This window comes from Odoribacter splanchnicus DSM 20712 (assembly GCF_000190535.1).
Classification (GTDB): domain Bacteria; phylum Bacteroidota; class Bacteroidia; order Bacteroidales; family Marinifilaceae; genus Odoribacter; species Odoribacter splanchnicus.
Map to the genome: position 1 here is coordinate 2002551 of NC_015160.1, position 13108 is coordinate 2015658.

Annotated in this window: 8 protein-coding genes; all 8 read right to left on the minus strand. The window is 50.0% G+C overall.

Annotated elements, in window-relative coordinates; translation table 11 throughout:
• Window positions 1-19 precede the first annotated feature (19 nt).
• Entirely contained in the window at window positions 20-1456 is a 1437-nt protein-coding gene (locus tag ODOSP_RS08375; protein WP_013611911.1) for a RagB/SusD family nutrient uptake outer membrane protein, read from the minus strand.
• A gap of 12 nt (window positions 1457-1468) precedes the next feature.
• On the minus strand, window positions 1469-3136 hold the full coding sequence (locus ODOSP_RS18770; protein ID WP_049782862.1) for a SusC/RagA family TonB-linked outer membrane protein: 1668 nt from the start codon (window positions 3134-3136) through the stop codon (window positions 1469-1471).
• Window positions 3133-4980, minus strand: a complete 1848-nt coding sequence (locus ODOSP_RS18775) for a SusC/RagA family TonB-linked outer membrane protein (protein ID WP_167535990.1) — start codon at window positions 4978-4980, stop codon at window positions 3133-3135. Before ODOSP_RS18775 ends, ODOSP_RS18770 begins: the two co-directional genes overlap by 4 nt.
• Before the next feature lie 109 nt (window positions 4981-5089).
• Window positions 5090-5884: an RNA polymerase sigma factor gene (locus tag ODOSP_RS08385; RefSeq protein WP_013611912.1), complete on the minus strand. Its 795-nt coding sequence runs from the start codon at window positions 5882-5884 to the stop codon at window positions 5090-5092.
• 529 nt (window positions 5885-6413) lie between these two features.
• On the minus strand, window positions 6414-8123 hold the full coding sequence (locus ODOSP_RS08390; protein ID WP_013611913.1) for a fimbrillin family protein: 1710 nt from the start codon (window positions 8121-8123) through the stop codon (window positions 6414-6416).
• A gap of 22 nt (window positions 8124-8145) precedes the next feature.
• Window positions 8146-9711 (minus strand): fimbrillin family protein, encoded by a 1566-nt coding sequence (locus tag ODOSP_RS08395; protein ID WP_013611914.1) that lies wholly within the window; start codon window positions 9709-9711, stop codon window positions 8146-8148.
• 22 nt (window positions 9712-9733) lie between these two features.
• Complete coding sequence (locus ODOSP_RS08400; protein ID WP_013611915.1) at window positions 9734-11302, minus strand: fimbrillin family protein; 1569 nt, start codon at window positions 11300-11302, stop codon at window positions 9734-9736.
• Window positions 11303-11366: 64 nt separating this feature from the next.
• Window positions 11367-13046, minus strand: coding sequence for a fimbrillin family protein (locus tag ODOSP_RS08405; RefSeq protein WP_004309727.1), 1680 nt, complete (start codon window positions 13044-13046; stop codon window positions 11367-11369).
• Window positions 13047-13108: the final 62 nt, after the last annotated feature.

Below are 13108 nucleotides of genomic sequence, written 5' to 3' on the forward strand. Positions count from 1 at the left end.
CCATATTAAATATTCGTATTTATCTTTCATAATCCGGAAGATCAGGCCGGAAACCTTTGACTACCGGCGGTATCGGAATAATATAGCGGTTGTCGTTGGGCGGTAACGTCCAGATTTGTCCATCCGCCGAATGGGTGATCGTTTTTTGGAAACGACTTTCTTTGTTCAAACGTTTCAGATCTACAAAGCGGTAGATTCCGAGGAAAGCGAATTCCCGGCGGCGTTCTTCCAGTACTTTCACCAGAGCCTCGTCCGCATTGGCAAAAGTCACATGTACATTGTTTTCTATGCGATGATCCCGTAACAGATTATACAGACGCGCAGCTTCCGCCAGGTTTTCCGTACCTCCTTCGCGTGCATAACACTCGGCAGCCGTCAGAATCACCTCCATATTGTTCAAAGCCAGATTCGCCCGGATATAAGGCATAAAAATTGTATACCCACGGAATTCCACACCGCTGTATTCATCGTCTACAAACCACAGTTCCCGGCGTTTATCCACAGCTCCCGGAGCCAGGTCCTTGTCATAAATATCCAGTAACTCCTGACTGGCATATACAGCCATTTGTAACCCGAAGACGGAGGGCGGATAACGTACGTAAATATTTTCCGGATTATCCATTCCTTCAGGATAAGGACTGCTGGGATCGTCTTTCCGTACAATCCTTCCGATATAAGCATTCGGTTTGGCGGTATATTCTGTCAGGTCTACCAATTCTTCACTGACTTCCAATGCTTTCTTCGCATTTTCCAAAGCTTTATCATATTCTCCGTGCATCAGATACATACGGGCCAGAAAACCATAGGCTACATTCTTCGCCGGACGGAATGTGTTCGGAGTTTTATCCAACAAAGCAGGCAGGGCATCGTCCAGGTCTTGCTTGATCGCCGTATACACTTGTTCTACAGTGCTACGGGAATAATTCAGGTCGGCCACATCTTCGCTGGAGATCAGAGGCAAGCCGTAATCGGTCGAAGCCGTTGCAGCGTCATAGGCCGGAGCATAAACCCCGATCATACAAAGATACTCGAAAGCCCGGGCAACCATCGCTTCCGATTTTAAGTTCAGCTTATCGGATTCCGAAGCATCCGTCACACTCATGATATTATTGATTACCGTATTACACACATAGATACGGTTGTAAGCATAGTTCCAGATCGGATCAGAAACTCCGTCATTGAAAACAGCCCCGTGTTCGAAAGCATAGAGATTTTTAATTTCATCATCCATAGAGGTAAAATTATTCTCTTCATCTCCGCTTCCCAGCTGAGCATCATCGGTAATATACACCGGATAATGATCCAGCGCTTTAGCCATCTGTGCGTAATTCATCAACTGACGGTAGTCGTCGTATTTCGAAGGAATGGTATATCCTTTCGGCTGTATGTCCAGAAAACGGTCACACCCCTGACAAAGGAACATGCCCCAAACAATCCATAAAAATATTTTTTTCATAATCATCTCCTTTTAGAATTTTAAAGATAAACCTAGCGTATATATGGTCGGGTCGAGCGCGCTTCTCGAAATAGATGTCAGAGAAGTCCCGTTCCAGGATTCCGGATTCAAACGTCTTTTCTGAGAACCCCACCACCAGATATTCTGAATCTGTGCATTGATACTCATTCCTGAAATAAAAGCTTTTTTTAGCCAACGTTCCGGCAAATTATAGGACAGGGTTACCTCCTTCAGCTTTATGTAATTCGCTTTTTTGATGTGTTTATCGGCAGCATACCACAAATAGGTATAGTTGGTACTGGCATTTCTCATAAAGGCCGGAGCTTTATCGGGATCGTCGGAATCTTCCGGAGATTTCCAGTAATTCCGGATACTCCTGTCCACATTCGTAGTTCCGGTTGTCGACGTGAAGTATTTAGGCATGACATCCCTCATCACATGTCCGCCGTAATACAGAAACATAAAAGAAAGATCGAAACCTTTATAAGTCAGCATATTCGACATAGATGCAGAATAGGGAGGTATACTTGTTCCGGAGCGTACCAGATCCTCGACCGTCAGGTCTGCGAGCGATTTCACGATCGTTCCGTCCTTTTTATAAGCCTGAGGATTTCCACTCTCGTCCAATCCGGCCCAACGTACACTGAATAAAGTTCCCATTGCCATCCCTTCTCTCGTATTCGTACCGCTGATATAACTGGAAACGGAGTTAGAACTGTTTTCCAGTTTTGTGATCCGGTTTTTATTGTAACTGAAATTAATATTCGTTGCCCAGCGGAAGTCTCTTGTCTGTATATTCACACTGTTCAATACAATCTCATAACCGTGGTTGTACATCTCGGCATAGTTCATCGTCAGAGAACCCCAACCGGAAGTCGGGTCTGTAGCGATCGACCCCAGCAAATCCGAAGTATTTTTCGCATAATAGTCGAACGATCCTCCCAAACGGTTGTTAAAGAAGCTGAAGTCGATACCCAGATTGGTCTGGTTGGTTCTTTCCCAGCGTAAGCCGGAGTTTGGAGGACTGGATACGGAACTGGAATATTCACCGGTCCAGGAATTGATTCCGGCAGAATATACGATCATATAAGGTCCGCTTTGTTTTGCAATGTTACCGTTGATTCCTTTGGTAAAACGGATGGAAAGCTGATCCAGCCAGTCCATGTTTCCCATAAATTTCTCCTGTGCCATATGCCAGCTGACACCGACCGACCACAAAGGTTTGTACTGATACTTGGGATTCGTACCGAACAAATTGGACTGGTCCATACGGATACTCCCCGTAATGGCATACCGGCGGTCATAAGTATAGGAAGCATTTCCATAAAACGAAACGTAACGGTCCTCTTTATCGCCGAAAGTATCGGGATAACCGTTCGGAACGTGGGTATAAGAATTATTGATTGCCTCCGTACCCTGTTGGGTCTGGTTCAGTGTTGCTTCATCCAGGTATTTATGTGCCAGGCTGACCTTGTCATAACCGTATTTCTCTACATAGGTACTGGTACTGTGTACAGCACGGCGTTCACCACCGGCGATCGCACTGACCTCGTGTTTTTCATCGAACGTGCGGTTGAAATTGATCTGAGCACGCAAAGTATAGGAATTTTTATCGCTTCTGGTCTCGTCGATATAACCCCCTTCCGGTATCAGATGTTTAATACTTCCATCGGCATTCACGATGGATGAATTGTTGATCTGATTACGGAGCGTATAGGATTGGGGGTCATAATAATTCTGTACCAGCGAATTGTTTTTTCCAGCTGATACCGCAAATCCACATCCAGCCCTTCGATAATCTTTACATTCAGGGCCACATTCACATTGGAATAGTTGCTCTTGCTGAAATAACTTTTCCGGTGCATTTCTTCCAATGGATAAAAAGACTCGTCGTTGAGCCCCAAGCCGACCAGGCGGTCTATCTCCGACTGGGATTTTGTCTGATACCAGTTCAATGGATTGCCGTCTTCATCGAATAAAGTCTGATAGGAAGCACGTCCGCCGGTCAGATAAGTCGAAGGGGTAAAACCATTGTCATAATCCGCCTTTGTATAACTACCGACAACTCCCAGGTCAGCCCTCAGCCATTCAAAAAAGTTATAGGAGCTTCTCAGGTTAAAACCTACCCGGTCATTATCCTGCCCCTTCGTTTGCAAAATATTCTGCATATAATTGACGCTGGCGGAATATTGATATCTATCCGAACTTCCGCGTAAAGCCAGATTATGTTGATGAGTGATCGCAGTCCGGAGAAAATTATCTTTCAGTTCATTGTAATTGTTCCGGTTCCGGTAAATATTCAACTGCCGGTTCATTTCATCATCGCTGATATTCCCGGCTTCATTCTCGTACAACAAATTGAGCACTTCATTCTGATAATATCTTTTGTCAGAGCTACTGTAAGGAGAATGATAAGTATTGAACATTTCAACCTGCCAATCTACCAGTTCCTCACTATTCATGAGATTCAGATAATCCCTGTCATCCCGTAAAGGAGTGATAACAACAGAACCGTTGTATTCGATCGTACTCTTTCCGGCACCTTTCTTGGTCATAATCACAATCACCCCGTTTGCCGAACGTGATCCGTAGATGGAAGCGGCCGTCGCATCTTTCAGAATAGTAATATTGGCAATTTCAGACGGATTGATCGCATCCAGGGAACCTTCATAGGGCACTCCGTCGACCACATATAAAGGAGTGGAAACTCCGGAAATCGTAGCCTTACCACGAATTCTCAGATCTCCTTTGTAATTCGTCAGACCGGCAGCCATACCTTCTATACGTGAAATAATACCAGGCTGCAATTTATGTTCGAAGTCTTTATTCGTTAAAACGGCAAACGAACCGGTAGCACGCTCCTTGGAAAGAGTCTGATAACCTGTTACCACCACATCGTTCAATTGGGTGGCCTCCGCCTCCATGGTGATGCGATAAGGTTCTTTTTTCAAAGGCATTTCCTTCGTTTTCAATCCCACAAACGATACGACCAGAGTTTCTTTTCCGATCAAATCCGGAGATACGCTCAACTGGAAATTCCCGTCTACATCCGAAACGGTCCCGATAACCTTATTGCCTTTTAAATAAACGGCAGCCCCGGGTAACGGACGTCCGTCCGCTTCCAGTATCAAACCTTTGATCACAATCTTTGTCTGCTGAGGAGCTGCTTCAAGCCGCTTTTGTTCGTAGATCACCACCGTATTATCTACAATTTCATAAGACAGGACGGTCCCTTTCAGGCATTGTTTCAAAATCTCTTCCACATTCGCATTCTCTACCTTCACAGAAAGATTCTTAATATTACTGATTTGTTCGCTGTTGCAGATGATATCGAAAGAACTTTTTTTCTGAATTTCCAGTAGCACTTCTTCCAAAGTAACATTCTTCATTTTCAAATTAAAAGCCTGTGAAAATACATTTGCAGCCGCGGTAATGTTAAACGCCAGTATACATAGCAAACCGATACGCGTTACCAGCAACATTTTCTGCAATTTACCCCGCCCGAAAAGCGGTTTAGTTCGCATTTTTTCATACATTTGAGAGTTTTAAGTAATTAAACAATTCATGTCCCGCACGGACATTGGATTTATTATCTTGAACAGGCAGGAAATGGTCCAGATTTCCTGCCTTTTTTCAGAATCTTTGATAAGGTACCACCATTATTTTATGATTCACATACCGGAAACTGACGAGTCTTGTAGCGCTCAATAGCTTCAGTACCTTTGTAATATCCTCATACCGGCTGAATACTGCCTTAGAAGAACCATGTGCTATAGCCGGAACCTGTGCAACAGCAACGGCTTCTACCGTTTCCGGTGTTTTATTTCCGGATATATAGAAAACCGAAACAGCAATTCCCAATACAGCACAAGCCACCGCTGCATACTTCAATATATTCGATCCGGCCCGGTGTTTCCGTTTTCCCGATACTTTTTCCGACAACATTTTCCAGGCAGTCTCCGGCACAAATAGAGCAACCTCCTTTTGTTGCAATTCCATTCCCCCCATTGTAAGCAGTTCCTGATACAAACGTTCATTCTCCTCACTACTTTCCCTCCAAAGACGAAGTTCCACAACTTCCTCCCCGCTCAAAGAACCGGCAATCGCTTTCACGATCAGATCAGCAATATACAATTTTTCCGCCTTCATTTTCATATACCGCAAATAATTGATGCCGGAATTACGAACGATTGTATATAGATAGGAACGTATCGTCAAAAGCGAACTAAAATTCTGTCTGTTTTCCCACAATTTTACAAAAGCTTCCTGCACCAGGTCGGCTGCAACCCATTCCTCCCGAATCAAACGCAGACAATACACACACAACGAAGAATAAAATTTTTCAAAAACATACCGGAAAACCTTCTCCTCTCCGGCTTGAAATGCAGAAATAAAAGTTTTCTCGTGGTCTAAATCGTATTCTTTCATAAAAAAACGTTCGTTTACCGTTGGGTTTACGGTGCTTTAAGCTATCCGAGCGACAACACCCCGGTAAGGGCACTCGACAAGATCCTGGAAAGCGGACGGCTGAAAGACGTATACGACCGTTGCGCCTATTACGACGAGAAGGTTTGCAAAAGTTCCTTCCTCAAGCAGTTTCTCGTACATCACCAGACCTCCCGTTTCTGCGTGCAGAAGCTTTATACGGTTTTTTCAGCCTGTTGATAAAAATGTTTGAACACTGTCCGGCTCATCGTCATTATTTTTCTTGCCTCTGTGAAAAAGTCCCATGTTTTTAATTTAATTACTTGATTTGTTGTCTTTAATGAGCACCAATCTTGACAATGTCCGGCTTACAGCTTCCATATTTACACTGGAGACTATATTATTATTGACAATGCCTTGATGCCAAAACCAATATGGTGGATTCTCCGTGTGTTCCATCACGTCCTCCTTTCTTTATTGGGGTTATACTTCGGTTCTTTCCGTTGCGGGCGGAACTTTTCCGCCCTACGGTTTACTGCTTTCTCAAGGTAGGCAATGCTCCGTTAAGTTCGTAACGCCACTCTGAACCTGCGTTCTGCAAGGCGGTGTTCATGGCATCGACGGCTTTCTGCCAGGTAACGCTGGTGCCGTCCACCTTCGTAGCTTCGGGGGCGGTGCCTACCTTTTTGTAGCCGATGCCTTGTTCCTGATTGTTCTTCCAATAGCAGGCGGTCACGGTGGTGGAGTTATATCCACAAAAGCCGCCGATATACACATTGACGGTGCTACTACCTGTACTGGTTACGTTGCCCGTGGCATAGCAGGCAAGGATGCGGCTTCCTCCGTTGAATCCCACCGCACCGCCGACATCGATATTATTTTGGGAGGCTATTTCTAAGGTCACGTTGCCCGTGGCATAGCAAGCGGTCATGGTGGCATTCGAATTCGTCTGACCTGCCACGCCGCCGACATCGACCATTCCCTTCACTGTGGCAGATGAACTGCATCCGGTGATGGAACCGCCCCATTGAGCACCCACCACACCGCCGACGTACACCGTGCCGCTGACGCTGCCCGACACCGAGCAGTTTTCAATAGTGCCCCGGCTAAATCCTGCCACGCCGCCAGCCTGGCTCGACCCGTTATTGCTTGTTATCAGTACGCCCTCCATCACCACGTTCTTCACCGTACCGGCATTACCGATATAGCCGAACAGACCCGCATATTTGTCATTTGTCGTAACGGTCAGCCCCGTGATGGTATGGCCGCCGCCGTCAAAGGTGCCCGTGTATGAGTTTTTGAAGCTTGTGCCTATCGGCGTCCAGCCTTTGCCCGTGAGGTCAATGTTTTTGTCGAGGGTAATGTTAATGTCGGTCTTACCTCCGTTCACTAATTCGGCTACATTCATCAGGCCATCGGCGGAGGTCACGGTGTAGCTGCCGTTGCTCTCTATGGTATATCCCGGGTCTTTTGCCGCAGCGAGGGAGACGGTGTAGGTATATTCACCGCCCGCCTGCCAGTCGGTAGCATTCTTCATCTTATAAACGAAGGTCTTGCCGTTAGTGAAGGTGCAGGTAATGAAGGTCGTGCCAGCTGCCACACTTTGCGGGGCTACGAGGGCGGTGTAGGTGTTGCTGCCCTTGTCATACGGGGTGATTTCGGCTGGGTTGTCGCCTTCGGTGGAGAGCCCCGTCAGCTGCACGGATGCCAGCCCCTCGGTGTAGTCCGTCAGAACGATGGTCACTCGCGCCGTGCGGTGGGTGAAGCGGAGCGTGGGGCTACCGTAGGTCACCGTCTGTCCGTCGGCTACGATGAGGTCGCTGCCCTCAAAGTCTTTCTGGGCACTTTGGTTGGCTTTTACCTTTACCGCAGGTGGGGTTGTCTCGCCAGCGGTGTAGGGCCACCACGCTGTGACGGTGATGTCGTTGTGGTTGGTCCAGTAGTACGGGTCGGTGGAGGTCAGCGTGGCGCTGGTGGGGTCGGCGGTGGAGGGCGTCACGTTGTACGTCTTCACCGTGCCGTCCATCAGGACTGCCACGCTCTGCACACCCTCCCAGTCGCCGTCCACGGTGGAACGGGTATTGGCGATGGCTGTCGCAGCGGGGTTCAGCCCCGTGGCGGTAAAGACGATGGGTGTGCCTTCCGCCCCTTCCGGCAGGAAGCCCGCTTCGTCCTGCGTGCAGGCGGCAATGCCGAGCAGCAGGGCTATGGCTGCAGATGTATGGATGATTGTTCGTTTCATGATGCGTGTTGTTTAGGGTTCGTTATTGTTTCTTTTGCAATACGGGCAGACCGTCGGTGCCGAGTACCCACTGGTAGTCGCCAGCGGTGAGGGCGGTGTTCATGCCGTCGACGGCTGTCTGCCATTTCACTGTCGCGCCGTCCACCTTCGTGGCATCTACCTTTTCTCCATGATCACGGAATACTCCTTTCCCGACATTGCCTCCCCAATAACAGGAAGTTATAATTTTGTAGTTATAACGCACTATAGCTCCGGATTCATACTCTTTCAATGTGCCGTCGAACCAGCAAGCGGTGATTCTGCCATAATTTAAATCGGCTATACCACAAGTTCTACCATATGCAGAAATTTTTCCCGTCACAGAGCAGGCAATGATTTGGCCATTATTTTGCTCCACTATTCCAGCTGCTGATCCACTATTGCCATACAGATTCACATCTATGAGTTGTAAGTTCTTTATCACTCCACGTTCATTTAATAACCCAAAAAGTTCAGTAGTCGCTGCTGAAAAGTTTAATCCCGTAATGCGGTGTCCCTGCCCATTAAAGATGCCGGAGTAACCTGGCCATGTGCCTATCCGTGTCCATTCCCTACCCGTCAGGTCGATGTCGGCGGTGAGGGTGCAATTTATCGATTCATCTTTTTGTACGGCTTTGTTCCATGCCAGCAAGCCGTCGGCGTTATAGACCGTGTAACTGCCGTCGTTCTGTATAGAATAACCCAAATCCTCAGCCTCACCGCTCTCGCTGCCACCGTCAGCCCAGTCACCGATAGTGCAGCCATCTAATGTCAGGCCAGTGGCGTTCACCTTAACGGTATATTTATAGCGACTGCCTGCTGCCAACACGACGTTGTTCTGCGGACGGAAGTAGAAGGTGCCGCTGCCGAGTTCCACCCGGATGAACTGCTTGCCTGCCGCAACGGTCTGCGGGGCGGTCAGTGCCTCGTAGGTGTTGCCGCTTGCATTGTAAGTCTTGATGGCGGTCGGGTTGCCGTTATCGGCAGACAGGCTTACGAGGCTCACCGTGGCACCGGCGACGCTCGTGAATCCCGTGCCGGGCTTCAGATCGATTGCCACGCGTGCCGTGCGGTGGGTAAATTCAAGTGTCGGGTCGTCAAATTTCACCGTCTGGTTTTCGGCAGAGATGAAGTCGCTGTTCTGGAAGTCAGCCAATTGGCTCTGGTCTTCAGCCACCTTCACGGCAGGCATCTGGGTGATGTCGGCATTATCGAAGGGCCACCATGCCGATACGGTAATCGGGTCGCGGCTGGTCCAGTAGTGCGGGTCGTTCTCGCGTGAGAGTGTGGCACTCTTGAAATCGGTAGAAGCCGTTACGGTGTATTCCTTTACCGCATCGCCCGTCTTGAGTGCCACGGAAGTGACGCCCTGCCAGTCGCCGTCCACGGTGGCACGGGTTGATGGGGCTGCCTGCGGCGTTGCCTCTACGGACAGTCCGGTGGCACGGATGACTACGGGGTATTCTCCTTCGGGCAGACGGTTATCGTCGGCAAGTTCGTCCTGCGTGCAGGCGGCAAGGCCGAGCAGCAGGGCGATGGCTGCGGATGTATGGATGGTTGCTCGTTTCATGATGCGTGTCGTTTAGGGTTCGTTATTGTCTCTTTTGTAATACGGGCAGACCGTCGGTGCCGAGTATCCACTGGTAGTCGCCAGCGGTGAGGGCGGTGTTCATGCCGTCGACGGCTGTCTGCCATTTCACGGTCGCGCCGTCCACCTTCGTGGCATCTACCGTTCCTCCTTCAATACGGAATACTCCTTGCCCGGCATTGCCTCCCCAATAACAGGAAGTTATATCAGCGTAGTTATAACGCACTATAGCTCCATTGTTAGACTCTTTCAATGTGCCGTCGAACCAGCAAGCGATGATATCGCCATAATTTGATTCGGCTATACCACAAGTTCCACCATATGATGCAGAAATTTTTCCCGTCACAGAGCAGGCAATGATTTGGCCATGATTTCGGCCCACTATTCCAGCAGTATTTCCACTACTGCCATACAGATTCACATCTATGAGTTGTAGGTTCTTTATCACTCCACGTTCACTTAAGAGTGAACCCAAAAATCCAGTATTATTCATTGCTGAAGAGTTAAATCCTGTAATGCGGTGTCCCTGCCCATTAAAGACGCCGGAGTAGAATGTAAATATGCCTGACCGTGTCCATTCCTTACCCGTCAGGTCGATGTCAGCGGCGAGGGTGCAATTTATCGATTCATCTTTTTGTGAGGCTTCGTTCCATGCCAGCAGGCCGTCGGCGTTATAGACCGTGTAGGTCTTGGTGTTGCTGTCGTAGATGTAGCCCAAATCCTCGGCTGTGCCGCTCTCGCCGCCGCCGTCAGCCCATTCACCGATAGTGCAACCCTCTAACGTCAAGCCGGTGGCGTTCACCTTGACGGTGTAGATATAGCGGCTACCCGCTTCTAATACGACGTTGTTCTGCGGGCAGAAGTAGAAGGTGCCGCCGCCGAGTTCCACCCGGATGAACTGCTTGCCTGCCGCAACGGTCTGCGGGGCGGTCAGTGCCTCATAGGTGTTGCCGCTTGCGTTGTAAGTCTTGATGGCGGTCGGGTTGCCGTTATCGGCGGACAGGCTCACGAGGCTCACCGTGGCACCGGCGACGCTCGTGAATCCCGTGCCGGGCTTCAGCTCGATTGTCACGCGTGCCGTGCGGTGGGTAAATCCAAGTGTCGGGTCGTCAAATTTCACCGTCTTGTTTTCAGCGGAGATGAAGTCGCTGTTCTGAAAGTCAGCCAATTGGCTCTGGTCTTCAGCCACCTTCACTGCAGGCATCTGGGTGATGTCGGCATTATCGAAGGGCCACCATGCCGATACGGTAATCGGGTCGCGGCTTGTCCAGTAGTGCGGGTCGTTCTCGCGTGAGAGTGTGGCACTTTTGAAATCGGTAGAAGCCGTTACGGTGTATTCCTTTACCGCATCACCCAACTTGAGTGCCACGGAAGTGACACCCTGCCAGTCGCCGTCCACGGTGGCCCGGGTGGAAGGGGCTGCCTGCGGCGTTGCCTCTACGGACAATCCGGTGGCACGGATGAGTACGGGGTATTCACCTTCGGGCAGACGGTTATTGTCTGCCAGTTCGTCCTGCGTACAGGCTGCCAGTGAGAGGACGAGCGCTGCAAGTGCTAAAATTTTTGTCTTCACTATATCTGTTATTTTATTACTTCGGTTCTTTCCGTTGCGGGCGGAACTTTTTCCGCCCGACGGTTTACTGCTTCCTCAAGGTAGGCAATGCTCCATTAAGTTCGTAACGCCACTCTGAGCCTGCGTTCTGCAAGGCGGTGTTCATGGCATCGACGGCTTTCTGCCAGGTAACGTAAGTGCCGTCCACCTTCGTGGATTCGGGGGCGGTCTTATAGCCTCGTTCCTGATTGTTCTTCCAATAGCAGGCGGTCACGGTGGTGTAGCTATCTCCAAACAAGCCGCCGATATGCACATTGCCGGTGCTGCTACCCGTACTGGTTACGTTGCCCGTGGCATAGCAGGCAAGGACGCGGCTTCCTCCGTTTAATCCCACTACACCGCCGCCAAAGTTATTCTTTTGGGAAGCTATTTCTAAGGTCACGTTGCCTGTGGCATAGCAAGCTGTCATGGTGCCCCATTTTTCTCCTGCCACACCGCCGACATAGTGCTTTCCCTTCACAGTGGCAGAGGAGCTGCATCCGATGATGGAACCGGCCTTTTGTGAACCCACCACACCGCCGACACAATCTGTGCCGCTGACGCTACCCGACACCGAGCAGTTTTCAATGGTGCCCCAGCTATATCCTACCACGCCGCCAGTACAGCCAAACATGTGATTGCTTGTTATCTGTATGCCTTCCATCACCACGTTCTTCACCATACCAGCTCTATTGAGATAGCCGAACAGACCCACAAATTGGTCATTTGTCGTAACGGTCAACCCCGTGATGGTATGGCCGCCGCCGTCGAAAGTGCCTTTGTATGAGTTATCGAAGCTTGTGCCTATCGGCGTCCAGCCTTTGCCCGTCAGATCAATGTTTTTGTCGAGGGTAATGTTAATGTCGGTCTTACCTCCGTTCACTAATTCGGCTACATTCATCAGGCCATCGGCGGAGGTCACGGTGTAGCTGCCGTCGCTCTCTATGGTATAGCCCAGGTCTTTTGCCGCAGCGAGGGAGACGGTGTAGGTATATTCACCGCCCGCCTGCCAGTCGGTAGCATTCTTCATCTTATAAACGAAGGTTTTGCCGTTAGTGAAGGTGCACGTAATGAAGGTCCTGCCAGCTGCCACACTTTGCGGGGCTACGAGGGCGATGTAGGTGTTGCTGCCCTTGTCATACGGGGTGATTTTATCTGGATTGTCATTCTCGGTGGAGAGACCCGTCAGCTGCACGGATGCCAGCCCCTCGGTGTAGTCCGTCAGAACGACGGTCACCCGCGCCGTGCGGTGGGTGAAGCGGAGCGTGGGGCTACCATAGGTCACCGTCTGTCCGTCGGCTACGATGAGGTCGCTGCCCTCGAAGTCTTTCCGGGCACTTTGGTTGGCTTTTACCTTCACAGCAGAAGGGGTTGTCTCGCCCTCGGTGTAGGGCCACCACGCTGTGACGGTGATGTCGTTGTGGTTGGTCCAGTAGTACGGGTCGGTGGAGGTCAGCGTGGCGCTGGTGGGGTCGGCGGTGGAGGGCGTCACGTCGTACGTCTTCACCATGCCGTCCATCAGCACTGCCACGCTCTGCACACCCTCCCAATTGCCATCCGCGGGGGCACGGGTGCCGGCGATGGCTTTCGCGGCGGGATTCAGCCCCGTGGCGGTGAAGACGATGGGTGTGCCTTCCGCCCCTTCCGGCAGAAAGCCCGCTTCGTCCTGCGTGCAGGCGGCGAGTGAGAGGGCGAGCGCTGCAAGTGCAAAAAATCTTATCCTCATAATATCTGTTGTTTTATTACTCTGGTTCTTTCCGTTGCGGGCAGAACTTTTTCCGCCCGACG

Excerpts from the sequence above, each read along its gene's own strand:
- ODOSP_RS08385 (WP_013611912.1), bottom strand. The coding sequence starts at position 5,884 with ATGAAAGAATACGATTTAGACCACGAGAAAACTTTTATTTCTGCATTT.
- ODOSP_RS08395 (WP_013611914.1), bottom strand. The coding sequence starts at position 9,711 with ATGAAACGAGCAACCATCCATACATCCGCAGCCATCGCCCTGCTGCTC.
- ODOSP_RS18775 (WP_167535990.1), bottom strand. The coding sequence starts at position 4,980 with ATGCGAACTAAACCGCTTTTCGGGCGGGGTAAATTGCAGAAAATGTTG.
- ODOSP_RS08375 (WP_013611911.1), bottom strand. The coding sequence starts at position 1,456 with ATGAAAAAAATATTTTTATGGATTGTTTGGGGCATGTTCCTTTGTCAG.
- ODOSP_RS08405 (WP_004309727.1), bottom strand. The coding sequence starts at position 13,046 with ATGAGGATAAGATTTTTTGCACTTGCAGCGCTCGCCCTCTCACTCGCC.
- ODOSP_RS08390 (WP_013611913.1), bottom strand. The coding sequence starts at position 8,123 with ATGAAACGAACAATCATCCATACATCTGCAGCCATAGCCCTGCTGCTC.